The following is a 22,736-nucleotide window of genomic DNA, read 5'->3' as shown; positions in this document are numbered from 1 at the left end:
CCTCGTAGTAGACCCGCTGCGCGCACGCAACTTCGGAGAATTTTCGTTTCTGGGGTCATCCCACCGTTGGGCAGACGCTTCACAGCCCGATCTCCGAAGTTGTGCACAGGATACGAAACCGCCCCCATCAGTGGTCGAGCCTGTCGAGACCCCTCCCTCGTCAAAACCACCACCCACCGGTTACGAAGACGTTACCCCTTTTGCCGTACTACGCTGAACGTAGTATGTTCAACGTAGGGAATGAAGAGGGGGCGGGCATGATCAGCGCAGACGCAATTCGCGGGTACGTCGATCTCATGGTGCTCTCGCTGCTGCGCAAAGGCCCGTCGTACGCCTACCAACTCGTGCAGCAGATCAGCACCGTGACGGGAGCGGACTACACGATCAAGCAGACCACCCTCTACTCGGCGGTCAAGCGCCTCGAAGCATCCGGGCTCGTCACCTCGTTCCCTGGCACCTCCGATTCGGGCAAGCCCCGCACCTACTACCGCATCACCGAAACGGGCCTGACCCACCTCGACCAGAAGATCGTCGAGTGGCGTGACACCAAAGTTGTGGTCGATCGATTCGTGGAAGGAATCAGCACATGAACGTGATCATTGCCTACCTGGAGACGATGTTCAGCGCGTATCCACAGACGCCCCGCCTGCTGGATGCGAAAGCGGAGCTGCAGACGATGATGGAAGACGCCTACGCGGGTCTCATCGCTGAGGGAGCAACGCAGAACGAGGCTGTGGGACAGGTCATCACGGACTTCGGAAACCTCGACGATCTGGCTCCCGTGCTCGGGATCTCGGCCGAGATCGCCCCCGCCAACGGCGACACGGGACAGGGGGGATCGGGGCTTGCGCAGCCAGCCTCCGCCGGTTCAGCCCGGGAGCCCGCGCACCCGCCTGTGACGATGGAAGAGGCCGAGGGATTCGCCGAGGTGCAGCGCCGCACTCGCTTCCGTCTCGGGGCGGCAGTGGCACTGTCTGTTATTTCTCCGATCCCGTTGATCATGCTGATCACCGCCGCCGACGTGCGTGAGCTCGACGTGAATGCGGGGGTCGCAATGGCGCTCGGCATTGTGCTGCTGCTGCTCGGCACAGGCGCAGGAGTGTTGATCATCGTGGGCATTTCGGGCGAGTTCGCACCCTTCACCAGACTGCAAAGGGGGCGTTTCACCCGGAATCCCATCGTCACTCAGTGGGCTGACGAACTTGCGCGAACCCATGAGCGCAGTCGCATCACCGCGATCAAGATCGCGGTATCGCTCTGGATACTCTCCCCCGTGCCGATCCTGATAGCGACACTCGCGCAGCCGTCACCCCAGCAAGGCCTCTGGATCGCCGGCAGTGTCGCCCTTACTCTGCTCGTCGTCGCGGCTGGCCTGCTCATCCTTCTGCCTGCGGCCTGGGCGCACAGCGTCGCCGACACAATGAACCGCGCGGGCTCCCGAGACCACTGAGCTGCAGCTCACGCGGTCACGACCGTCTAGGCTCGTGCGGCGGCGAAGCGGCGCTGCACGTCGGCCCAGTTGACGATCTGCCAGAACGCCTTCACGTAGTCGGCCCGCACGTTCTTGTAGTCGAGGTAGTAGGCGTGCTCCCAGACGTCGAGCTGCAGCAGCGGCGTCACGCCGAGCGGCACGTTGCCCTGCTGGTCGAAGAGCTGGAAGATGACCGGCTGGTCACCGAGGTCGTCCCACGCGAGCACGGCCCAACCCGAGCCCTGCACCCCGAGCGCGGTCGCCGTGAAGTGGGCGCGGAACGCGTCGATCGAGCCGAAGGAGTCATCGATCGCCGCGGCGAGCTCGCCCTCGGGGTCGCCTCCGCCCTGGGGCGACAGGTTCTGCCAGAACACGCTGTGGTTGACGTGCCCGCCGAGGTTGAAGGCGAGGTCTTTCTCGAGTTTGTTGACGTTCGCGAGGTTGCCGGTCTCGCGAGCCTCTGCGAGCTGCTCGTGTGCCGTGTTGGCTCCGGTCACATAGGCCTGGTGGTGCTTGGAGTGGTGGAGCTCCATGATGGTCGCCGAGATGTGCGGCTCGAGAGCTGCATAGTCGTATGGCAGCTCGGGAAGGGTGTAGACGGACATGCGGATGATTCCTTTCGTGGGTGGCGGACAGATCCTTCGTCAGAGTTCAGAGCCACTGACGTCGAGGGAGTAGAACCGGCGGTCGTGGTAGACGAGCGGTGCACCGTCACGGCCGTCGAGCACATCCAGAACCTCCGCGACGACAAGCGTCGAGTCGCCGACCGGCACAGCGTGCAGCGGCCGGCATCGGAACGCGGCCAGGGCGTCGGCGAGGTGCGGCTCGCCCGTGTCGAGCCGCGACCACCCCTGCTCGGGGGTGAAACGCGGCGCGCCACTGCGGGCGAACGATAGCGCGACGTCGGCATGTCGGTCCGTGAGCAGATGCACCACAAAGGTCTCGGCATCCAGCAGCGCCCCCGCGCTCCCGGCCGCACGCGTGACCGAGAAGACCAGGGCGAGCGGGTCGAGACCGACAGACGCGACACTCGAAGCGGTGAGCCCGACCGGTCCGTTCTCGGACTGCGCCGCGATGATCGCCACACCGGTCGGATGCTGTCTGAACGCGTTCTTGAACGCCTCGACCCGGTTGTCGGCGGGCCGCGCGGATGCCGCCGGCAGATCGGCCGACGTCGTCACGTCGGTCATACGGCGGGCTCCTGCGGGGGCAGCGCCGCGACGACGGGATGGTCTCGCGGAATCATTCCGACTTTCGCCGCCCCTCCCGGTGAGCCGAGCTCGTCGAAGAACTCGACGTTCGCCGTGTAGTAGTCCGACCATTCCTCGGGAAGATCGTCTTCGTAGAAGATGGCCTCGACCGGGCAGACAGGTTCGCATGCGCCGCAGTCCACGCACTCATCCGGGTGGATGTAGAGCGACCGTTCACCCTCATAGATGCAGTCCACCGGGCATTCATCGATGCATGCCCGGTCTTTGAGGTCGACGCAGGGCAGAGCGATCACGTAGGTCATACGGCGAGAGCCGATCGGTTGTTGCACATGGTGCCACCGTAAGACCTCAACCTAGGTTGAGGTCAAGTGGCTCACGCGTCGGCGTCGTCGGTATGCGAGCGCGCTGCAGGGCGGGCCCGCAAGTGGATGCGCTTGCCCTCTTTGCTGAAGATCGACAGCATCTCGACGGGACCAGCTCCGGTCGCCGACAGCCAGTGCGGAATGCGCGTGTCGAACTCGGCGGCCTCCCCCGGGCCGAGCGTCACCTCTTGCTCGCCGAGCACGAGCCGCAGTCGCCCGGAGAGCACATAGAGCCACTCGTGACCGTCGTGCACCTTCGGCTCGGGAACCGCGGCCACCCCTGCCGGGTTCGCAGGGAACGTGACCTTGTAGGTCTGCACGGGGCTCGATTCGGGCGAGAGGGTCTCGAACTGGATCTCGCCGATGCGCTTCTTCGTGCGCGACACACGCGGGTCGGGCGCGACGCGAGGCACGATGTCATCGAGCTCAAGCCTCAGTGCCCGCGCGATGGGCACCACGAGCTCGAGGTTCGGTGCACGCTTGCCCGCCTCGAGGCGCGAGAGTGTGCTCGATGAGATGCCCGTGGTCTCCGAGAGCTCGGCGAGGGTCATGCTGCGCTTCTCGCGCCAGCTTTTGAGACGGGGGCCGATGAGGGCGAGAGAGTCGTCTTGCACGGTGCTCCGATCTTGCTGATTCGGCATCAATAGTTGCTTAAAGGGTAGCAGCTGGGCACGCTGGTCACATGACGAACGACGCACATCTCTCCGCAGCATCCTCATCCGATTCCGGCGCTCCCGGCGCCCCCGGTTCCTCGACCTCCTCGGCCTCCTCGATCTCCTCGATCTCCTCGATCTCTGACGAGCGCTGGGACGTCGTCATCATCGGCGGCGGTGCCGCCGGGCTGAGCGCCGCACTCATCCTCGCCCGCGCCCGTCGCCGTGTGCTCGTGCTCGACGCGCAGGAGCCCCGCAACAGGTTCGCGCCCCACATGCACGGTGTGCTGAGCCGCGACGGCTACTCGCCGCTCGACCTCGTGGCCGACGGCCACCGCGAGGTGCGGGCCGTCGGCGGTGTGATCGAGAACGCCCGCGTCACGCAGGCGCGTGCCACCGCAGACGGATTCGAGATCGTGACCGACAGCGGCGCCCGTGCCACCGCGCGGCGCCTCATCGTCGCGACCGGAGCCCGAGACCAGTTGCCCGACATCCCCGGCCTCGCCGGGCAGTGGGGTCTGGGAGTCGTGGCGTGCCCGTATTGCGACGGCTATGAGGCGACCGGTCGCGCCATCGGGGTTCTCGCCGGGTCGGTGATAGGCCTGCACAAGGCGCACATGCTGCGCTCGTATTCGAGCGACATCACCGTGTTCACCGCCCTCGCGGGGCCGATCCCTGAGACCGACAGGCTTGTGCTCGAAGAGCGGGGAATGCGCGTGGAAGACCGCGCCGTCACACACGTCATCACAGACGGCGGCACAATCACGGGGCTCGGCCTCGCCGACGGGACTGTCGCGCCGGTCGACGTGGTGTTCGCCGAGCCCACACCCGTCGCGCTCGACGAGCCGCTGAGGCAGCTGGGCGTCGAACAAACCGACACGCACTTCGGTTTGTGGACAGCCGTCGACGCGTTCGGCAAGACGAGCGTCGACGGCGTCTGGGCCGTCGGAAACGCCGCCAATCCGGCAGCACTCGTTCCCATCGCGGCCGGTTCTGGCGCGACCGCGGCCCTCGCCATCAACGGCGAGTTGGTGGCCGAAGACGTCGCGGCGGCATCCGAACGGGTCGCCACGGCATCCGCCGGCGAGGCGAGTGACCCCGCGAGTGACCCCCTCGCCGACAACGACCTCGCATCCGTGCAACCCATCGGCCGGACGGGAGACTGATCGCCGTGGCTCACGCGAAGAACAACGAGATCACCGACCCGGCCGAGTTCTGGGAGGCGCGCTACATCACCAACCGTGACGAGAGCGGGCGGGTGTGGAGCGGACGCGTCAACGCGACGGTCGAGCGCGAGGTGACCGGGTTGACCCCGGGCACCGCGCTCGAACTCGGGTGCGGCGAGGGCGCAGACGCGCTGTGGCTCGCCGCCAGGGGCTGGACGGTGACGGCTGTCGACATCTCGTCGACCGCGCTGGCCGTCGGAGCAGCGAGGGCGGCCGAAGACGGGCTCGCCGATCGCATCGACTGGGTGCAGGCCGATCTCGCGACCTGGCATCCGTCTGCCGAGTTCGACCTCGTGACCGCAGCGTTCCTGCACTCCCCCGTCGAGCTTCCGCGTGACGAGATCCTGCGGCGTGCGGCCTCGGCGGTCGCACCCGGCGGGCGGCTGCTCGTCGTCGGGCACGGAGCGTTTCCGCCCGGGTCGGGCCACAGCGAAGACGACCACAACGCGCCGCCCCTGCCGACGCCGGACGAGGTGCTCGCATCCCTCGACCTGCCAGACGGCTGGGTGGTCGAGAACAACACGCTCGTCGACAGGCCCGTCACCTGGCGGGACGGCACGGCCGTGACCCTCGTCGACACCGTGCTGCGGGTGCGGCGGGAGCGGTAGTGCGGGGTAGTAGCGGTAGGGGTAAGGCGGTAGCGGTAGGGCGGTAGCGCAAGCAGCCGAGGTACTCGCCGCGAGCGTGAGTGCGGCTGCAAAGCTTGCGTTTTCACACGTCGATGACACAACCGCGTGCACAACTTCGGAGAACTCGACTGCATCCGCGCTTTTCGCCCCCGAACAAGGCGCAGCGCGGCGAATCTCCGAAGTTGTGCACTATCGGACGAGGTGCTGGCGCGGGCGATCTAGCGGAGCGCCTGAAAGTCGAAACCGTTGAGCCCCATAGAGAGCCAGCGATGCGCTCGTGTGTCGTCGTTGAAGAGGCACCGCCAGGTCTCGCGACCCACTCGCGTCGCCTAACGAAGAGCTTCGCGGGCGAACATCGCGAGTTCTGGGTCGCTGAGGCCGCGGCTCCCCGGTCTGCGAGACGACATCGCCGTGCCGAGCGTGTCGAGCACATCCTGCACGCGTGCCGTGGTGGCGGCGACATCGCGCGCCGTGAGATGGTAGCCGTCAGACGTCTGCCAGCCGAGGAGTTCCAGGCCGAACGCGACCGCGTCCACTCGGTCGCCCTCTGCCGTTCCGTCGCAGAGCGCGAGCAGATGGAGTACCCCGGTATCCGCCTCTGCATCACCGAGCCGATGCAGGATGCGTCGGGCAATCAGACGCCTTCACAAGACCGGACATGTCGTATGGATCGGTGCCCGCGCCGGCGGGATTGAAGAGCAGGTTGAGATCCGACTGCACGCCGATCGGATCGAAGAAGTCCCCGGCGGCCGGTATGCAAGCACGTTCGCGGGGTCGAGGCGACGCGCCTCTGCCAGGTAGGCGGTGGCTCCGGTAGCCGTTTGCCCGACGCACGCGGATACCGCTTAGCCCTCTCATATCGCGAATGAAACTATGCGCGCCGTATCCGCAGAACTCGGGCCGACTCCCCCGCACTCGCCAAATCGACAGACAGCACACCGGAGTCGATGTTCCACGCGGTCGGCCAGACTGGCAGCGCCGAAGGGAAAATCGTGTCGATCGTGACTTCTGTGTGCTTGAACGGCGCGAGGTCGAGGTCGATTGAGACAGCTTCCACGTCACGATTCCACAGAAAAACGAGGGTCTCGTCCGACGTTGAGCTTGCGAGCGCCACCTGGGGGTCGTCCCACGCGGGAAGGCCGAGCGGCCACGATGGTAGGGCCCTGGAGTGATGTTCGATGACGCGCGGGTAAGCGTTCGCGGCTTCTTGGACGATCGCGAGCTGTCGTTCGTCAAGGCGATCGATGTTGCCAGACAGGTACAGTCGCCCTGAGAGTCCGGTTACGAGCGTGAACGCGATCTGCTCGTCGGTCCATTCAGACTGCGGATAAGCCCAGTTGCCGGCCATCTCGAGCGGCATCGACATGGGAGCCGCTGCGGCGATGGTGGGATAGAGGCGATAGTCCTGCTGGTCAGAAGTCGATTGCAGGTCGTAGCGCGCCAACGTGGCCGAATCCATCCGCTGGGCACCCGAGGAGCACGCCTCGAGAATGACCTGCGGGTATCGTCCGCGGAGTGCCTCGACCCAGGCGAGAACTGCCTGAGAGTGCTGCAGCAGACCTTCGCCAGGGGAGAAGGCATCCGTATCGGGACCGGATCCGGGCGTGACGTTGTAATCCCATTTGAAGTAACAGGCCCCGTACTCCTCGATGAGGCGTTTGAACACACCGTCGAGGTAGTCGCGGGCCGCTGCATTGCGGAAATCGAGAAAGTACCGGTCATGTTCAACGATTCGGATTCCTGCGCGATGCATGAATGCGTCATCAGGCAGTTGCTGGGCGATGGGGGAGCGAACACCGATCACCTCTGGCTCAACCCAGAGTCCAGGTGTCATACCCCGCTCACGGATGTATTGCAGTACCCCGACAAGCCCACGCTCGCCGAATCGAACGCTCGAGGGCTCCCACGCTCCGACGCTGGGCCACCAGTCGCCGTCGTCGTCATACCAGCCGGCGTCGATGCAGAAGTAGTTCGCACCTGCGGTCGCCGCCGCGTCGATGAGCGAGAGCAATTTCTCGGTTGTGGGATCGCCCATCAGCGCGTTCATGTAGTCGTTGTAGATCAGTGGTCTGGTCGTGACTGCGTTCACGGAGCGGTGCGAGCGCCGTCTGTGATTCGTCAGCGTGCCGATCGCTCCGGTAATTCCGCTGCCGGCCAGAGCGAATGACACCGGCACCGTGGTGAACCCGGTGCCGGGATCCAGACGAGTGGTCCATGCGTGATCGATATCAGTCGGTCCGAGCAATGCGAGAGCCAACGCCTCGGACGAGTCGAACAATGTGTCGAGCTCCCACTTCCAAGGGCCGTTGTTCTCGACCTCCCAGACGAGGGATCGACCACTTTCGCGGTTCTCGACGCCCGCAGTGGGGACGAACTCGCCAGACGACCAGGTCGAGTTGCTGGTGAGGGCGATGGTTCCGCGAGCAAAATGGCCGTGTATCGGGGTGTTGATGTCTGCGAGCCCCGCGGCTCCTCCGAGGTCAGTCGAGAACCAGCGACTCTCGGCGCACCATTCGCTGCGCGCAGTCCAGAGGTCCAGGTCTTGGTGCGAACCGAGGTGCCCCGTAAGCCCGATAAGTGTCGCGGAAGTGACCTGCTGGAGCACGATCCCAGCGGAACCCTCGTTCACGATTGTTGTCTGGACACGATAGGCGTCGACCCCCATGAACTGCACAATGGTGGTCGTCGCTACGAGACCCGTGACTTCGTCATGTTGGCGGATCACCAAGCTCTGGCCGCCGAGTTCGTGACGCTCGACATGCTCGATGTATCGGAGTCGATCCCCGATGCTCGTGCGGATCGCGCGCGTGTTGTTCAGGCCGCGCCCCTCTCCAACCGCGAGTATCTCTACCAGTGCCGGACGCGCACGATGCTCGGGCTCGTCCGCGTTAACCCCGTGCGCGATCGACAGCATCACCGGGGTGGAGCCGGTCGCAACGATTCGCAGCGGGTAGGCGCCTTCGCCCCAGACGAAATCGATCATTTGTACGTGTTCCCCTCGGCTTGTTTGTGCTCACGAACGGTCAGCTTCTTCAGCCGATCGTCACCATGAGTAACCTATATCATCCAAGGATTGAAGAAGTCGATTTGACGCGGAAGCCTAAGCGGTCTAAGACTGATAAAGGTTAATCATTCACGGCTGGTTCGTGCCGGGTATATGCACAAATGAGTCACCCCAAGGGTGGCGGCCGGCACCCGTCCGCAATTCAACGAAGAATCAAGGAGACACAGTTCAATGAGGAGAAAATTGGCTTTCGTGGCGGCCGTCGGTGTCACCGCGCTCGCGCTCACCGGATGCACCGCTTCTCCCGGGGGAGATTCGAAGACGATCGAACTCTGGACATCGTGGAGCGAGGGTGAGGCCACGGCCACAGCTCTGGAACCGCTCATCCAGGAATGGGCTGATGCCAACGACTACACCGTCAATCAATCGAACTTCACGTATGACCAGATCCATCAGAAACTCATCGCTTCAGCCGCGGGTGGCAATCTTCCCGACGTCGTCTGGGGGCTGCCCGAATATGTCGGGGAGTTCTCGAAGTTGGGCATCCTCGCCGATGTGTCGGATGCGTGGGACTCATGGGATGACGCAGATCAAGTCAGCGACTCGGTGAAGGGCGCGATGACAGTCAATGGTGAAGTCGTCGGTTTTCCGTATGAGACCACAGCTCGCGCATATCTTGTGCACGATGATCTGCTGGCGAATGCAGACGTCGTCGTTCCGAAGACATGGGACGAGGTGCTTGCCGTGGGCTCAAAGGTTCAGGATGCGACAGGCAGCTCTTTCTACGGCTTGACCGGTGCGGGGGTTCGGGAGCCGCAGGAGCTGCTCGTCTACCTGGCGCAGAAAGGTCTGAGTATCGCAGCTGAGCAGGAAGGCGGAGGGTTCGCGAACACGTGGAACGACAACCCGGACGAGCTGACGAAAGCAACCGAGGTATTCCAGTTCTACGCGGATCTCATGGCGAGCGGAGCGGTTAACCCGAATTCGGCGACCTACGGTTGGGAAGACACCGACGAGAACTTCGCGACAGGTCTCACCGCGTCCTTCGTCACGGGCAACTGGCTCGCGGAACGCGAGACCACAAACGTCGACACGATGAGTGACGTGAGCGTGCACCCGATTCCCTATCCAAAAGATGGGGAGCCCGCGACCTACATCGAGTCGAAGCCGGTCTTCACGATGGCGAACTCCGACAGTCTCGAAGCCTCGATTGAACTCGCTGAGCAGTTCGCGAGTCAGGAATGGCAGGAAGCAGCGTTCGCCGATCGCTCCGCCCTCAGCTCCGTTTCGACCGACAGCAAGTGGAGCAAGGATTTTGCGGCTCTCATCGACACCGGAGTGACCTATCCACCGATTTCGCTCGGCGAGGTCACCCAAAACATGATCGATGCGCTCGCGATGGTGCTCCAGAACGGCGACACTCCCAAGGCCGCAGCGGCGTGGCTGAGTGACGCCATCAATTCCGCGCTCGAGACCTCCGGCGACGCCGGCATCTGATTGCCGCGTCCAGAGAGAGGCAGGAAGAAGATGCGAGTCGGAGCCGTTTCGCGCAAGCGTTCACATAAGCGCTTCGTGATCTTGGCCCTGAGCCCGGCGCTGATATTTCTCGTCGTACTCATCGGGTATCCACTGGTCACAGTTCTGACGGATGCGTTCGAGCACGCGCACCTCGTCAACCCAGGCGTCGGCGGTTTCGCCGGTCTTGAAAATTTCGACAAGGTCGTCTCCGACCCGCACTTCCTTCCCTCTGTCAGCAACACCTTGATCTGGACTGTCGGCTCAGTTGTCGGAGAGTTCGTGGTAGGCCTTGGCGCTGCGACTCTCCTCAACCGCAAGATCCGTGGCCAGGGTTTGTTCCGCGTCGCAACGTTCATCCCGTGGCTGGTTCCGATCGTCGTGGCCGGAATGACCTGGGAATGGATGCTCAACCCGGACTTCGGCATCGTCAACAGCGTCCTCACCTCCTCGGGACTCGTCGATACTCCAATCAACTTTCTCGGCGACAAGGATTGGGCCATGTCCACGGTCATCTTCGTGAACGTCTGGCGGAGCTTTCCGTACTACACCATCTCGTTCCTCGCGGCGATGCAGGCCATTCCCGACGAGCTCTATGAAGCTGCCGCCCTCGATGGGGCGAATGCCCTCCGGCGCTTTTGGAGCATCACACTCCCTCAGCTGCGCAGCGTCGCCCTGATCATCGTGTTCATCCACCTCATCTGGACGGCTGTCAACTTTGATTTCATCTGGGTGCTCACCCAAGGTGGACCGAACTACGCCACGATGACGTTGCCGGTCCTCATCTACCGCTACTCGTTACAGCAGTTCGACGTCGGCGCAGCCTCGGCACTGTCAACTCTCATGTTCCTCGGCACGTCGTTGCTCTTCGTCGTGTACTACCGCTACCGCCGTCGCCTGAGCGACGAGATCGTCGGATAGGACCACATAATGTCGACCACATCCCGCCGCCGCTCGGCCAATGCGATCACCTACGTGCTTCTCGGCATCCTCACCGTGTACACGCTGTTCCCGTTCGTGTGGATGGTGATCTCATCCCTCAAGCCCCGTGACGAGATCCGTGCAAGAACGCCCTCCTTCTTCATCAGCTCTCCCACGTTGGATAATTTCGTGAGCGTGTTGGTGCAGCACAACTTTCTCGAGTACCTCCGGAACAGTCTGATCGTCTCGATTGCCGCCTGCGTGCTCTCACTTGTGATCTCGCTGCTGGCCGGGTATGTGTTCAGTCGCAACTACCGCATGCGCCTGGTGCAGGGAACCAACTTCGGCATGCTCGTGTCGCAGATGATTCCCGGAGTGCTGCTACTCGTACCGCTGTATATCACCATGCGCAATCTCGGCCTGCTCGACACCTATGCAGCACTGATCCTGGCGTATACGACCTTCGTGATACCGCTCTCCACCTTCATGCTGTCCAGCGCGTACGACAGCATTCCCATGTCTTTGGAGGAAGCGGCAGAAATTGACGGCGCCTCCCGGCTGAAGATCCTGACGAGTGTGGTTCTCCCGGTGATGGTTCCCTCTATTGTCTCGGTCGGCCTCTACGCCTTCATCACCGCCTGGAACGAGTTCATGTTCGGCTACATCTTCATCACAACCGATTCGCTGCGCACTATCACCCCCGCGCTGATGCTCTTCAAGGGCGCGAACTCCGTGGATTGGGGTGGTCTTATGGCCGGTTCGGTGATCGCCGTTCTGCCTGTCGCGATCATCTTCCTCTTCCTGCAGCGCTACTTCATTTCGGGTCTCATGAGCGGTGCGGTCAAGGGTTGACCCTGCGCAACGTGTCACCTCAGCACCGGATGTCTAGGATTCAAGCGTGAGGGCATTTCCGCAGCGACCGACGCTCGCCGACGTGGCAACACACGCGGGTGTCTCGACAGTGACCGTGTCACGGGTCTTGGAAGGGTCTCCCAAGGTCTCAGACAAGACACGTGAGCGCGTGCAAGAGGCGATGGAGCAGATCGGCTACTTCGGAAACGCGGCGGCGAGCCAGCTGGTCTCGGGTCGTGCCACCACCATCGGCATCGTCACGTCAAACACGGCCGACTACGGCTATGCAGCGACGATCCACGGGATCGAGAAACGCGCTCGCGAAGTCGACATGTCTGTGCTCATCAGTGTCATCGAAGGCTCAGACCCCGTGAGCATCCGGAAGACAGTGGGCACGGTCGCCTCCCACGCTCTGGGCGGCGTGGTAGTCATAGATTATGATGCGGGCGCGCAAGCCGTGCTACCGTCTCTTCCCGACTATCTGCCTGTGGTCTCAGCGACCACCCAGTCTGGAGGAAGCGGCGTCGCCCGGCCGTTCAGCCTCATCGATGAATACGACGGCTCCGCTTTGGCTGCCCGGCACCTCATCGAACTCGGACACCGGTCGATCTTCATCCTCGCGCCTCACGACCCACGGCCGACAGAACGACGTTCGCTCGCTATCCTCGATGCGCTCACCGCCGCCAGGCTCCCCCATTACCCTGTCATCCGATGCGCGGACTGGCGTCCGAGCTCCGGTTATGACGCAGCAACTGAACTGCTAGACAACTACGGGGATCAGGTCACCTCAATCGCCTGCGCCAATGACGAGGTCGCGCTCGGAGCCATCCGTGCTGTGCTCGACCGAGGTCTGCGGGTTCCAGAGGACATCTCGGTCATCGGCTTTGATGACCACCCGCTTGCCGCATTCGCTTCGCCACGGCTCACAACCATCCGCCAAGATTTCGAAGAAGTGGGCGCACACGCTTTCTCCCTTCTTCACTCGCTGATCGACGGGCGCGCTGTGCCGAACAATCAGGCAGTCCAGCCCGAGCTCATCGTCCGCGGGTCGACCGCGGCCCCCCGCCGGCGCTGAACCACGTTTCACCTTCATCGCCCCTCGCTACGGGGACGGCTACCATCGAAGTCGTGTGGCGATTCGCCTGTCGCACCGAGGTTGGGGGAATGATGAAACGTGCACGTGTCGGCCTGGCGATCCTGTGCGCGCTCGCTCTCAGCGGATGTGCCGGGCAATCAGGCGTCGGAGCCCAGCCGGGAGACGTGGGCGCGCAGACATCCGGGACCAGCTCTCCATCGCCCGAACCCACAGCAGCGTGTCCGATCATGGAGGGCCAGCCGAACGACAACCCGGGGTGCGCGTACTACGATCCGGATAAGGCGATGGCCGAGAATGAGCGCTACCGCGAGCGCATCCCGCTCACCGACGAGATCGCGGCCAGTCTGGCTCCGCTCGTCGACGAGATGACAGCCGCGCTGCAGCCGATAGTCCAGGGTCAGGTCGAGCTCACTAAGCAGAACGTGAGCCAGGCGCTCGCCCTCGATGAGATCTCGGGAACACTGGCGATCGGGCAGAACGACGCGGGTGTCTCGTTCATCGCCGCAGTCGAAACCGGTGGATGCATCCTCGGCGAGGTCGCCGTTGGGTCGCTGTCCGTCGAGCCGGCCGGCGTCACCATGGACGGCGGATGCGTCGCCCAATCCGGTCACTGACACGCGAGCGTCTCGCACGCCGTCTAGACCTGCGCCCAGCGGCGTTCGATCGGGACACCGTGCTGTCAGGTGTGGGCGTATGATGGCGCTTTCCCACGCATCGATAGCACAACCGCGTACACAACGTCGGAGAAGTCGAGCGCAACCGCGCTTTTCGCCCCCGAACAAGGCTCGGCGCGGCGAATCTCCGAAGTTGTGCACGGCATATCGGACGAGGTGCTGACGCAGGCGAGCCGGCCCCAGTCATACAGCAGTGCGTACGACAAACAAGGTCACGGCTTCCGCCCCAGCCCGCAGGGCGCGGGCCTTCCATATCTGGCAGCGTTTGCAGCCCCTGCTCATCGGTCGGACGTGTGGCACTGAACGATATGAGCGGCAGGGATCCGATGATCGTGCCAGGCTGACCGCCATTAGCGTTGCTCGGCGAATTGACACATCGGGCCGACCGGCGGCCCTCACCATCTCCGTACGGCGCGTGCCGCGAATGCGTCGAGGGCGTCGAGGATCGACGGCGCGATCCACACCCGATTGCGGCGGTTCGCGCTCGCCGGCTCCAGAATGCCACGCTCGACGAGCTCGGTAAGCGCGGTGTTCGCGGCAGTCGACGACACTCCGAGCTCCCGCGAGAGGAGCTGGACGTTGACGACCGGATGAGCGAGCACAACCGGCAGTGCACGCCGTGCGGAGCTGTCGGATCTCAGACCTGCGCTCGCTTCTTTCCAAGCATCCGACACCTGATCGATGTCGGCCACGAGCATCCGCCCGTTGGCGATGGCCGCGTGCGCCGCGTTGACGAACGAGCGGATGATCGGGGTCGCGTCACCCTCGCGATAGGCCGAGAGAGCATCGAAGTACCCCCTCGTGTCGGAGAGCAGGCCTGCGGAGACCGGTACGGTGACGTTCTCGGTGACCCCCGCGTGGCGCAGCATGGCGTGCACGAGTGCTCGCCCCGTGCGACCGTTGCCGTCTGGGAACGGATGGATCGTCTCGAACTGAGCGTGGGCGATCGCGACGTGCACGAGTGGAGGCACATCTGTGCGGTTGGCGTAGTGGACGAGATCCGTCATGGCGTCCGGCACCCGCGCATCGCTCGGCGGCACGAACTGCGCATCATGTGGACCAAGAGGCGTGCCACCTATCCAGACCTGCTGATCGCGATAGCGTCCGACAAAGTCTGGATTCGTCCGCTCGAGCAGAGCGCGTTGCATCGTGAGGATCGCGCTCTCGCTGAGTTCGTCGGCGAGAGCGATGGCCGCCTCCATCGCCCGAACGTTCGCGACGATCAGCTCGGCATTGGGCGCTGCGTTCTTCTCGCCGAGTTCTGCGAGCCCGATCGCTTTCGCATGACTCGTGAGGTTCTCGATCTGCGAACTCGATGCGCTCTCCGATCGGAGCAGAATCGACGCGAACGGCGCAGCAAGGTGCCTGAACTCCGCGTCGAAGCGGGTGAGTGCAAGCGCGGCGTCCGTCGCATCGGCCATCAGCGCAGATACCAGGGAGATGTCGAGATCGGCGACAGGTGGAGTGACTGCGGCCTGGTACGGTCCACGGTGCCGCAGCGCCTGACGGCGGCTCCCATCCGCCACGCTGCTCGACCAAGGCAGCGTCTCCCAGGTAACGGGAGGGACGGGCGTGGGGACGATCATGGTGGATCCTCAACGTTGGAATTGGGATGTCTTTGTCCAAGGTTAGCCATTAACCTTGGATAGAGGTACTGGGACTGACCGCGCAGCCCGTGCTACAACTCTCTGGTTCTGGAACACACCGGTGCGCCCATTGATGTGGCTGAGAACGTGTGGATCGGTGCCGGCGCGATGATCCTGCCATGTGTCAGCATCGGTCGCGATGCCGTTGTCGCAGCCGGCGCAATCGTGGCCGATGACGTGCCAGCGGCGAGTCCGGTAGCCGGACCGAAGGGCACCGTGCGTCGGCGTTGGCGGTGCCGTGTCGCGACGGTGCCGGCTTTCACCCCGCTAGACGCCAGTCCTCGCCACTCCCAGCGGGCAGCGCCTGCCACGGTCGTTGACGGCCATGTGGTGAGTGTCCAAAGAGCAGTCAAACAGGCCGGATCAGGTGGGTATGGATATGTTCAGACACCCGCTGCACCTGACGGTTACGTCAGTCGCCGGGTCGCCGCAGAAGCCCACCGACATTGTTGGGCGTCATGGTGTATTCAAGTCCCCCACACCCCCAGTTCGGGGTCTCTGCGCCGTGCCGCGGTTCCCATCCGCATCCCGATACGAAAGACTGCACGAATCCCATCGGCAACATCTTCGTAAGCCAGTCACCATGGATTTCTCCGCTCGAGTCGCAGCGCTGGCAGCGAAACTACGTCAACAACGTGATTCGATCGAGACGGAGGAAGCCGCCAAGAACGCCTTCGTCATGCCCTTCATCTCAACCATCCTCGGCTACGACGTGTTCGACCCGATGGAGGTCATCCCCGAGTTCACAGCCGACGTCGGAGTGAAGAAGGGCGAGAAAGTCGATTATGCGATAAAGCACAACGACGTCGTGCAGATCCTCATCGAGTGCAAACGCACCAAGGATGCCCTCAAAATCGAGCACGCATCGCAGCTGTTCCGATACTTCGCCGTCACGAACACTCGCATCGCGATCCTCACCAACGGCGAGGTCTACCAGTTCTACACGGACCTCGATGCACCCAATCGGATGGATGCGAAGCCGTTCCTCGTGCTCGATCTCAACGACATCGATGAGACCCTCATCCCAGAGCTGCGGAAGCTCTCAAAAGAGGTCTTCGATCTCGACTCGATCATCAGCGCCGCCGGTGAGCTCAAGTACATCGGTCAGATCAAGCGCACATTGGCGGCCCAGTTCAAGGATCCCGAGGACGAGTGGGTCAAGTTCTTCACATCGCGGGTATACGAAGGTGCTTTCACACAACGTGTGCGGGAACAGTTCACCGGTCTCGTCAGCAAGGCAAGCAAACAGTTCTTGAATGAACAGGTCAATGAGCGGCTGAAGACTGCCCTCGGCGCCCCCAACTTTCCGCAGGGCGACGACGCTGAATTGGCGTCGAACATCACGAGCGAAGAAGTTGTCGAAGACGACCTTGCTCGCGAAGACGGTATTGAGACGACGTTGGAGGAAATCGAGGGGTACCAGATCGTCCGCGCCATCGTCTGTAGCGAAATAGAGATCACGCGAGTTGTCCATCGCGATTCGAAGTCTTACCTCGCTGTCCTCGCCGACGACAACAACCGGAAGTCGATTGCTCGCCTTCATTTCAATCGCAGCCAGAAGTACATTGGGTTATTTGACGAAGACAAAAACGAGACACGAATCCCCATCTCGAGCATCGACGAGATCTACGAGCACGCTGGTGTGCTGAGGGAAACAGCACGTCGATACGCTTAGCGCGACGGCGTATCGCGCGACACATCGAACAGAGCGTTCGCTAGGCATCATCACCGTGAGTCAAGCGGACCGGAACCGAACGCTCACTGCCTACCCTGGTCACGGTCCGTCGACCGATATCCACTCAGTCGCAGGCGATCCCGTCACCGTCACGATCGAGATCATAGACGTCAGTGCCCACGACCTGCAGCGGACCACGCACATACTCCGGCCCGTTACCACTCCCGCCTGCGCAGTCGACATCACTGGCGATCGGTACGCACACCCCGGCATAGCTGGCGTGACAGCCCCCAGCGTCCGGTGCCGGCGGCGGAGGCGCCGGCTGTCGCGTGCCCTGAGAGGTGACTTCAGTGACAGGCTGCACCGTGACGACTTCTTCTGCCACCACTCGCGATATCTCAACTCCGTCTCGAGAGGTGATCCTGTACGTCGTCACCTTCTCGCCACTCACACCGGGAGTTGTGATCGCCGTCGTCCCGATATCGAGATTCGGGTCTTCGACCGTCGTCTGCTGATACGGAATCGAGGTAACCTCTTGAACTTCGGAAACGGTGACAGTTGGCGTGGGCGTGGGTGAGGGGGTATGAGTCCGTTCCGGACTTGACCGGTGCGCCAGGTCACTGCTCCGGTCGACGGGCTGCTGCACCACCGCATTGGCAACGCCACCGACGAGTATCAGAGCGAATCCCACTCCGAGAACCGCCGCGCCTGCAGCGCGTGACCGCAATCGGAGACGCGACGCAGATCCGACGATGAACACGTAGATCGCGATGCCGAGTCCGGTCAGACCCAGAAACACAAGAAGGCCAGGAAGGATGCCGGTCGCCGCAGCGATGAGGAGGACGACTCCGCCGGAGATGACGAAGGCGAGCAACCGAGGCGATGTCCAATTGATCCGCGCATTTGTCACACCAGCGGCGGGGGCGACTTTCGGTTTCGTCTGGGCGGTCCAATAGCTCCCGTCCCACCATCGCAGCATGGTGGAGTCGTTCGGATCGTCGTACCAGCCACGGGTTGGATCGGACATTCATACCTCCAAGCGTTCCGGCACCACGCCGGACGCGGCCAGTCAAGTGTGCGCGCGTACCGCCTTGCCGCGCTATACCCAAAGCGAGGGGTGCGTGGATGTGGGTCTGCGTCGTTGCCCGCATTCTGCAGAAAAAGAAGCTGTCCTGAGCGAGCGTCCCCTCATCGGCGATATCCATGACCCCTATTGAGGTGATAGCGATACACGCATCCACACGCAAGACTGAAGCGATGTCCACCATCCGCAACAGCACGCGAACCAGGGACGGATAGTGGCGCGCCGACGGGTGAGCTTCAAGGTTGCACCGGGCGTGCGGATCAGCGCTTCCAGTCGAGGTGTTCGCACGAGTGTGGGCAACGGCTCTGCTCGGGTGTCCTTCGGCGCCAGCGGCACATACACCTCCGCGAAGGTCGGCGGCGTGCGAGTCTCCCAGCGACACTCCAGCGGTGTCTCCTCGACGGCAGGGATGTCTCGCGCGAGCATTGCACAACTCGAGCGGGGGCAGAAAGCGGCTGCGCTCACAGCTCAGATCGATGAGTTGGCCGGGATAGAGCGTGAGCTTGTCAGACGGCATCTCGAGGTGTTCCCGTCGGCTGCACTACCGAGAATCACTCCTCCAGCACCTCTCGATGCAGACTCTCTCTCTGAGAAGAAACAGCGTGAGGCAGTGAACGCCATCAGCTTCTTCAAGCGTGCTGAACGACGTACTGCACGAGCTGAAGCCGTTGAGTCAGCTCGCAACGAAGCCGCCACGATCGATCTCGCAAATCGCGAGGTGTTCGAGCGTCGTCAGGCGGACGCCGATGCGCAGTGGCAGCTATTGCTCTCCCACGATCCCGACACCGTCATCTCGACACTCGATGGCGCCTTTTTCGACAATGCCGAAGAAGCCACCTGTGTCGATGCCGGCGTTGAAGATGGCAGACGCTACGCGACAGTCGTCATCCTCTTCTCCCCCGTCTCCGCGATTCCGGAACGCACTCCGTCGCTCACACCGACCGGCAAGCCAACAACGAAGAAACGGACCAAGACGGACCGGAACGCGCTTTACGTCCAAGCCCTCGGCTCCACAGTCCTCGCGACTGTCAAAGAGGCGTTCGCCGTAGCACCGTCTCTTGACGAGGTACGAGTACTTGTGTTGCGCCAGGACACCGACGCGCCGACATCAGCCGATCATCTCACCGCGATCTACAGCGCCGAGTTCGAGCGTGAGCGTACCAACGCATTGCCGTGGGCTCGGATGGATCCGGGATCGGAGCTCCTTGCCGCCGACGACGCCCAGTTCGAACGCAAGGGGGTGGCCGGGGATATCATCGCCATCCACGTCGATCCTGAACTCGACAACCTCATCAAAACGTTTACGGGGGCTCTGCGCGCGTAACTCACGACCGTCGGCATGCACAGTCCGATAGCATGACTCGTCGCATGAAGGACCCTGAGTTTCGACGAGCGCAGTTGCAACGAATACGTGAACCTCGCGTTGCCGAGGTTCCGCAAACACACTCACCTGTGAACGTGCGCGTGTGCGCGGTTCCAGCCTACCCGCGGCTCGGGAATCATGGCGGAGGGTCTGAGCCACCGTTGAGACGTCAGGTGCGGGGGTGTCGTCGTTCGAGTCTGGCGGCGATCTTGTCGGCTCGACCGGCGTTGTATCCGAGGGTGTGCACGGTCACGACCCGTGATCCATCGTGCGAGACTTCGACGAGTGCTCCGTGGTCCCGGTTGTGGCCGTTGTGCCACCACAGCGTGGGGTCGTCCATCCATCCCAAGGGCTTCGCGCCAGGGGTTTGTCGCGCTATTGCGGTGGCGTACTGTTCAAGTGCATCGAACGTTCCATGCACGCCGCCCGCGCCGATGAACGGACCGGTGTCTGTCCACTGCTTGCGGATGCTGCCAGCCCAGGTGCGCAGCACCGGTACGCGCTCGGAGTCGGGGTGTATCGATACCTCGGTGATGCCGAGCGGAGCGAATACCTCCTGAGTGGCGAGGGTCCACCAGCCGCATCCGGTGACGCCTTCGAGCAGCCGTGTCAGCACCGCGTATCCCAGGTTCGAGTAGTCGAACGATCCCACGGTGCCACCGTGTTGATCCGCGAGTGCCGGCAGCACCTCGGTATCGAAGTACGCGGTGGTGTACTTCGCGTAAGGGTCGCGTACCTCTGCCACGTTCGTGATGATGCCCTCGGGAAGTCGTGGCAAGCCGGAGGTGTGCGTCACGAGCGAACGAACATCGACCGCTCGCGGCAGCTTCGCCTCCGGCAGATACTCGCTGACCGGCGTGGACAGATCGATGGTGCCCGCGTGGTCGAGTTGCTCGGCGATCCGGGCGGTCACCGTCTTGGTGATCGATCCCCATTCGAGCATCGGAGAACCCTGATGCAGCGGTCCGACATGCTCGGCAGTGATCCTGTCACCGTCGCGGAGCCGGTACGCCTGGCTTTTCTGACCCACCAACCAACTCACGGCCTCGGCCCTATAGAGCTGTCATGTGCTGGTCGTTGGCGGGGAGCACTTCTTGTCTCTCGTCCTCGTCGTCGAGCGTGATCCCTGCGAAGGTCATCGGGAGGCCTTGAGCGGTCCAGAACGAGGCGCGGTCCATGAGTTGCGCGTGTACATGCGGCTCGCTGGTGTTGCCCGAGTTGCCGCATTGCCCAATGATCGAGCCTGCTGTCACGCGGTCACCGACCTTCACGGTCAATGATCCCTGTCGGAGATGCGCGACGGTCGCGTAGACGCCGTCGTCGCTGCGAATCGTGACGTGGTTGCCGACAACGAATCCCGGCCCGCCAATCTCGCGGATCATGCCCTCGGCCATCATGTAGAAGATGCCCCACGCGTTCGAGCGGGCGCGGTGATCCCTGCGCCATCCCGAGGCGCGTACGACCTCACCGTCGAGCATCGCGAACACGGGCACTCCGAATGCCGGATACTCACTCACGTCCCGCATCATTCCTCCACCGAACTCCGGTCGCGGAGTATCGACCGGATCGGCGACAACATCGATCGCATACGCCTGCCCGTACGCTCGCACACCGTGGCTGGGCACCTTCGAAGCCGGGCTGTTCACCCCCACCCATCGGCCTCGCACCGGAGAGGTGACGACTCGGACAGGGTGCTCCGGGAGCAGCCGGGGTGCCAGGAACGCGAGCGCCAAGCAGACAGCGGCGACACCGAGCGCTGCAAAGACCACAACGAGGCGCACCTCGCGAACGCCGCTCGTGCTCAGCAACCGCCCCAGAAGGGCATTGCCGATGAGGATGACTGCGGCGATGTAATAGAGCGGTATCCGCGCCCGGTACAGTGCTAGCGTCACCGGCTTCATCGCTCAGCTCCCACTATGCACACCAGCAGCGGCACGATGCGAGCCGCGGGAACCTCGTAGCTCCCGCGACCGCTCTGCTTCACCCAGCCAGCAGCGACAAGCTGCCGCAAATGGTGGTGCAACTGCCCGGTCGTCCCCAGCGACGCAATCTCCGCAAGCTCGGCAGTCGCATGCACACCCGAGAGAATCTGGCGCAGGAGTTCCAGCCGCACCGGATGCCCGAGCGCGGAGAACGTTGCGGCCTGATCAGACCAGTCCGTCTCCCACATGCCAGACGTGCCCGCGCCCTGCTGCCAGGCCACCGGTGCGCCGTCGGGCAGCGTCAGCGAACCCACAAGCATCACCGCTCCATCCACCGTCGCGGGATGATCGCCCAGCCGAGACTGCAACCCCGTCAGCGCCCAAAACTGTTCCTCATCCACAACAGCCGAGGCTGAACGCTCGACTCCGGGCTCGCCAGCCATCGCCTCCAATCGACTCACGCGCTCCGACAGCGCCGCCATCTCGCGTCGCAGGTCATCATCGTTCTCTGCCATGAGTCCAATAATACGTTAAATCGTTGTTTCGTACTATCGACGCTCTCCGCTGGCCCTACGCCCTATCCGTTGTCCACACACTCTGCCACGAGCTTTCGGAGGAGGTCTGGTTCACCGACGAAGATGCCATGCCCTGGAATGCCTACCCCTGGTATGTCCACAGCTCGCACCCCAACGCACCACGAACGCGAGGCTTCCACGGTAGCCAGCTGGCCCACACAGAGCCGAGCATTGCTTACGATGCCGTTACTGACTCAAGCGAGCCGCTATCGGAACGCAACCACCGACGGTCGGCTGAATCGCGGAACTCCAACCGTTTGATGCCCATCGCAGCCGATTTCGTCACCGGCCGGATCTCCATACCTGTTGCCGACACGGCACTCGGGAAACCCCAGGCGAATTTCGCCCCGGGCTGGTACTCCGCGTAGTACTCGCCCGGAGGAACGACATGGAGCTTGAGCAGTTCGAGCTCCCCTCCACCTTTCCGTGTCGCTCGCACGGATACGTCGTAGATCACCGCACTCGATGAGTTATGGATGACGACACCATACGAATCCGGCGCGTCACCGCCGTCGATGGCAGCTGCAACCCATGCCGCCACGTTCTGCGCTTGGCGCCGGCTCCTCTCTTCAGCGCCGAGACGATCTCTCTCGCTCTCAATCAGATAGAGACGACGTGTTGTCAGACCGGCACCGACAGCAGCCGCCAACGCCCCCAGCGTCACCAGTGCCGTAACCCACTCCGCCACCGAACCCCAAACATCCATGTGGCAACGCTACCTGTTTGGCGCATGAGAAAGCTGCTGACCAGGGTGGACAAGGAAAGGACGTTGAGGCGGCCCTGTGCTCGAATTCGCGGTCAGCACGCCGACGGCCGAGGTCGTTGAGCGCGAAGGATTGAGTGCGCATCTCACGGGA

Annotated in this window: 24 protein-coding genes and 1 pseudogene; 13 read left to right on the top strand and 12 right to left on the bottom strand. The window is 63.1% G+C overall.

Annotated elements, in window-relative coordinates:
* Positions 1-224 precede the first annotated feature (224 nt).
* The gene (locus tag ACYVF5_RS14590; RefSeq protein ID WP_460947683.1) at positions 225-590 is read left to right on the top strand and encodes a PadR family transcriptional regulator; all 366 of its coding nucleotides are present in this window, start codon (positions 225-227) and stop codon (positions 588-590) included.
* Complete coding sequence (locus ACYVF5_RS14585) at positions 587-1,450, top strand: permease prefix domain 1-containing protein (RefSeq protein ID WP_460947681.1); 864 nt, start codon at positions 587-589, stop codon at positions 1,448-1,450. The genes ACYVF5_RS14590 and ACYVF5_RS14585 overlap by 4 nt, the downstream gene beginning before the upstream one ends.
* A 26-nt stretch (positions 1,451-1,476) precedes the next feature.
* Here the strand turns inward: ACYVF5_RS14585 and ACYVF5_RS14580 are convergent, their stop codons facing one another.
* From ACYVF5_RS14580 to ACYVF5_RS14565, 4 genes are all read right to left on the bottom strand, one after another.
* Positions 1,477-2,076 carry a superoxide dismutase gene (locus ACYVF5_RS14580; protein ID WP_460947679.1) on the bottom strand — a complete coding sequence of 200 codons (600 nt, stop codon included), beginning with the start codon at positions 2,074-2,076 and terminating at the stop codon, positions 1,477-1,479.
* A 39-nt stretch (positions 2,077-2,115) separates the two neighbouring features.
* On the bottom strand, positions 2,116-2,661 hold the full coding sequence (locus ACYVF5_RS14575) for a flavin reductase family protein (protein WP_460947677.1): 546 nt from the start codon (positions 2,659-2,661) through the stop codon (positions 2,116-2,118).
* The gene (fdxA, locus tag ACYVF5_RS14570; RefSeq protein ID WP_460948398.1) at positions 2,658-2,984 is read right to left on the bottom strand and encodes a ferredoxin; all 327 of its coding nucleotides are present in this window, start codon (positions 2,982-2,984) and stop codon (positions 2,658-2,660) included. The genes ACYVF5_RS14575 and fdxA overlap by 4 nt, the downstream gene beginning before the upstream one ends.
* A gap of 71 nt (positions 2,985-3,055) precedes the next feature.
* Positions 3,056-3,685 carry a helix-turn-helix domain-containing protein gene (locus ACYVF5_RS14565; RefSeq protein WP_460947675.1) on the bottom strand — a complete coding sequence of 210 codons (630 nt, stop codon included), beginning with the start codon at positions 3,683-3,685 and terminating at the stop codon, positions 3,056-3,058.
* A gap of 41 nt (positions 3,686-3,726) precedes the next feature.
* Here ACYVF5_RS14565 and ACYVF5_RS14560 point away from each other — a divergent pair, with 41 nt between their 5' ends.
* Both ACYVF5_RS14560 and ACYVF5_RS14555 read left to right on the top strand, forming a co-directional pair.
* Positions 3,727-4,863: an NAD(P)/FAD-dependent oxidoreductase gene (locus ACYVF5_RS14560; RefSeq protein WP_460947673.1), complete on the top strand. Its 1,137-nt coding sequence runs from the start codon at positions 3,727-3,729 to the stop codon at positions 4,861-4,863.
* 5 nt (positions 4,864-4,868) lie between these two features.
* Positions 4,869-5,531 (top strand): SAM-dependent methyltransferase, encoded by a 663-nt coding sequence (locus ACYVF5_RS14555; protein ID WP_460947671.1) that lies wholly within the window; start codon positions 4,869-4,871, stop codon positions 5,529-5,531.
* A 350-nt stretch (positions 5,532-5,881) separates the two neighbouring features.
* Here the strand turns inward: ACYVF5_RS14555 and ACYVF5_RS14550 are convergent, their stop codons facing one another.
* The gene (locus tag ACYVF5_RS14550; protein WP_460947669.1) at positions 5,882-6,088 is read right to left on the bottom strand and encodes a hypothetical protein; all 207 of its coding nucleotides are present in this window, start codon (positions 6,086-6,088) and stop codon (positions 5,882-5,884) included.
* A gap of 335 nt (positions 6,089-6,423) precedes the next feature.
* On the bottom strand, positions 6,424-8,535 hold the full coding sequence (locus tag ACYVF5_RS14545; protein ID WP_460947667.1) for a glycoside hydrolase family 36 protein: 2,112 nt from the start codon (positions 8,533-8,535) through the stop codon (positions 6,424-6,426).
* 252 nt (positions 8,536-8,787) lie between these two features.
* Here ACYVF5_RS14545 and ACYVF5_RS14540 point away from each other — a divergent pair, with 252 nt between their 5' ends.
* From ACYVF5_RS14540 to ACYVF5_RS14520, 5 genes are all read left to right on the top strand, one after another.
* Entirely contained in the window at positions 8,788-10,053 is a 1,266-nt protein-coding gene (locus tag ACYVF5_RS14540) for an ABC transporter substrate-binding protein (RefSeq protein ID WP_460947665.1), read from the top strand.
* A gap of 75 nt (positions 10,054-10,128) precedes the next feature.
* Complete coding sequence (locus ACYVF5_RS14535; protein WP_460947663.1) at positions 10,129-10,992, top strand: carbohydrate ABC transporter permease; 864 nt, start codon at positions 10,129-10,131, stop codon at positions 10,990-10,992.
* A gap of 54 nt (positions 10,993-11,046) precedes the next feature.
* Complete coding sequence (locus ACYVF5_RS14530) at positions 11,047-11,844, top strand: carbohydrate ABC transporter permease (protein WP_460947661.1); 798 nt, start codon at positions 11,047-11,049, stop codon at positions 11,842-11,844.
* 46 nt (positions 11,845-11,890) lie between these two features.
* Positions 11,891-12,919, top strand: a complete 1,029-nt coding sequence (locus ACYVF5_RS14525) for a LacI family DNA-binding transcriptional regulator (protein ID WP_460947659.1) — start codon at positions 11,891-11,893, stop codon at positions 12,917-12,919.
* Positions 12,920-13,008: 89 nt separating this feature from the next.
* Positions 13,009-13,554 carry a hypothetical protein gene (locus ACYVF5_RS14520; RefSeq protein ID WP_460947657.1) on the top strand — a complete coding sequence of 182 codons (546 nt, stop codon included), beginning with the start codon at positions 13,009-13,011 and terminating at the stop codon, positions 13,552-13,554.
* Between the two features lie 455 nt (positions 13,555-14,009).
* On the opposite strand, the gene ACYVF5_RS14515 is transcribed toward ACYVF5_RS14520, so the two are convergent.
* Positions 14,010-15,200, bottom strand: coding sequence for a Fic family protein (locus tag ACYVF5_RS14515; protein WP_460947655.1), 1,191 nt, complete (start codon positions 15,198-15,200; stop codon positions 14,010-14,012).
* A 135-nt stretch (positions 15,201-15,335) separates the two neighbouring features.
* Between ACYVF5_RS14515 and ACYVF5_RS14510 the strand changes: the two genes are divergently transcribed.
* Positions 15,336-15,833, top strand: a complete 498-nt coding sequence (locus ACYVF5_RS14510) for a hypothetical protein (RefSeq protein WP_460947653.1) — start codon at positions 15,336-15,338, stop codon at positions 15,831-15,833.
* A 10-nt stretch (positions 15,834-15,843) separates the two neighbouring features.
* Positions 15,844-16,935, top strand: coding sequence for a type I restriction endonuclease (locus ACYVF5_RS14505; RefSeq protein WP_460947651.1), 1,092 nt, complete (start codon positions 15,844-15,846; stop codon positions 16,933-16,935).
* A gap of 124 nt (positions 16,936-17,059) precedes the next feature.
* On the opposite strand, the gene ACYVF5_RS14500 is transcribed toward ACYVF5_RS14505, so the two are convergent.
* Entirely contained in the window at positions 17,060-17,962 is a 903-nt protein-coding gene (locus tag ACYVF5_RS14500) for a G5 domain-containing protein (RefSeq protein ID WP_460947649.1), read from the bottom strand.
* Positions 17,963-18,233: 271 nt separating this feature from the next.
* On the opposite strand from ACYVF5_RS14500, the pseudogene ACYVF5_RS14495 reads away from it, so the two are divergent.
* Together ACYVF5_RS14495 and ACYVF5_RS14490 are read left to right on the top strand one after the other, a co-directional pair.
* Positions 18,234-18,368: pseudogene (locus tag ACYVF5_RS14495) on the top strand (DUF4236 domain-containing protein); the annotation flags it as partial.
* A 261-nt stretch (positions 18,369-18,629) separates the two neighbouring features.
* Positions 18,630-19,343: a hypothetical protein gene (locus ACYVF5_RS14490; RefSeq protein ID WP_460948413.1), complete on the top strand. Its 714-nt coding sequence runs from the start codon at positions 18,630-18,632 to the stop codon at positions 19,341-19,343.
* A gap of 208 nt (positions 19,344-19,551) precedes the next feature.
* On the opposite strand, the gene ACYVF5_RS14485 is transcribed toward ACYVF5_RS14490, so the two are convergent.
* The 4 genes from ACYVF5_RS14485 to ACYVF5_RS14470 form a co-directional block, all read right to left on the bottom strand.
* Positions 19,552-20,412, bottom strand: coding sequence for a serine hydrolase domain-containing protein (locus ACYVF5_RS14485; protein WP_460947647.1), 861 nt, complete (start codon positions 20,410-20,412; stop codon positions 19,552-19,554).
* A gap of 22 nt (positions 20,413-20,434) precedes the next feature.
* Positions 20,435-21,283, bottom strand: coding sequence for a M23 family metallopeptidase (locus ACYVF5_RS14480; protein ID WP_460947645.1), 849 nt, complete (start codon positions 21,281-21,283; stop codon positions 20,435-20,437).
* Positions 21,280-21,819 carry an ArsR/SmtB family transcription factor gene (locus tag ACYVF5_RS14475; protein ID WP_460947643.1) on the bottom strand — a complete coding sequence of 180 codons (540 nt, stop codon included), beginning with the start codon at positions 21,817-21,819 and terminating at the stop codon, positions 21,280-21,282. The genes ACYVF5_RS14480 and ACYVF5_RS14475 overlap by 4 nt, the downstream gene beginning before the upstream one ends.
* A gap of 235 nt (positions 21,820-22,054) precedes the next feature.
* Positions 22,055-22,585, bottom strand: coding sequence for a hypothetical protein (locus ACYVF5_RS14470; RefSeq protein ID WP_460947641.1), 531 nt, complete (start codon positions 22,583-22,585; stop codon positions 22,055-22,057).
* Between the last annotated feature and the right edge of the window lie 151 nt (positions 22,586-22,736).

It is taken from the genome of Okibacterium endophyticum (genome assembly GCF_054780075.1).
This window is presented reverse-complemented; position numbering and strand designations above follow the sequence as displayed.

Coding starts and splice junctions, on each gene's coding strand:
- ACYVF5_RS14590 (WP_460947683.1), top strand. CDS start 225: ATGTTCAACGTAGGGAATGAAGAGGGGGCGGGCATGATCAGCGCAGAC.
- ACYVF5_RS14585 (WP_460947681.1), top strand. CDS start 587: ATGAACGTGATCATTGCCTACCTGGAGACGATGTTCAGCGCGTATCCA.
- ACYVF5_RS14580 (WP_460947679.1), bottom strand. CDS start 2,076: ATGTCCGTCTACACCCTTCCCGAGCTGCCATACGACTATGCAGCTCTC.
- ACYVF5_RS14575 (WP_460947677.1), bottom strand. CDS start 2,661: ATGACCGACGTGACGACGTCGGCCGATCTGCCGGCGGCATCCGCGCGG.
- fdxA (WP_460948398.1), bottom strand. CDS start 2,984: ATGACCTACGTGATCGCTCTGCCCTGCGTCGACCTCAAAGACCGGGCA.
- ACYVF5_RS14565 (WP_460947675.1), bottom strand. CDS start 3,685: ATGCCGAATCAGCAAGATCGGAGCACCGTGCAAGACGACTCTCTCGCC.
- ACYVF5_RS14560 (WP_460947673.1), top strand. CDS start 3,727: ATGACGAACGACGCACATCTCTCCGCAGCATCCTCATCCGATTCCGGC.
- ACYVF5_RS14545 (WP_460947667.1), bottom strand. CDS start 8,535: ATGATCGATTTCGTCTGGGGCGAAGGCGCCTACCCGCTGCGAATCGTT.
- ACYVF5_RS14540 (WP_460947665.1), top strand. CDS start 8,788: ATGAGGAGAAAATTGGCTTTCGTGGCGGCCGTCGGTGTCACCGCGCTC.
- ACYVF5_RS14520 (WP_460947657.1), top strand. CDS start 13,009: ATGATGAAACGTGCACGTGTCGGCCTGGCGATCCTGTGCGCGCTCGCT.
- ACYVF5_RS14515 (WP_460947655.1), bottom strand. CDS start 15,200: ATGATCGTCCCCACGCCCGTCCCTCCCGTTACCTGGGAGACGCTGCCT.
- ACYVF5_RS14505 (WP_460947651.1), top strand. CDS start 15,844: ATGGATTTCTCCGCTCGAGTCGCAGCGCTGGCAGCGAAACTACGTCAA.
- ACYVF5_RS14500 (WP_460947649.1), bottom strand. CDS start 17,962: ATGTCCGATCCAACCCGTGGCTGGTACGACGATCCGAACGACTCCACC.
- ACYVF5_RS14480 (WP_460947645.1), bottom strand. CDS start 21,283: ATGAAGCCGGTGACGCTAGCACTGTACCGGGCGCGGATACCGCTCTAT.
- ACYVF5_RS14475 (WP_460947643.1), bottom strand. CDS start 21,819: ATGGCAGAGAACGATGATGACCTGCGACGCGAGATGGCGGCGCTGTCG.
- ACYVF5_RS14470 (WP_460947641.1), bottom strand. CDS start 22,585: ATGGATGTTTGGGGTTCGGTGGCGGAGTGGGTTACGGCACTGGTGACG.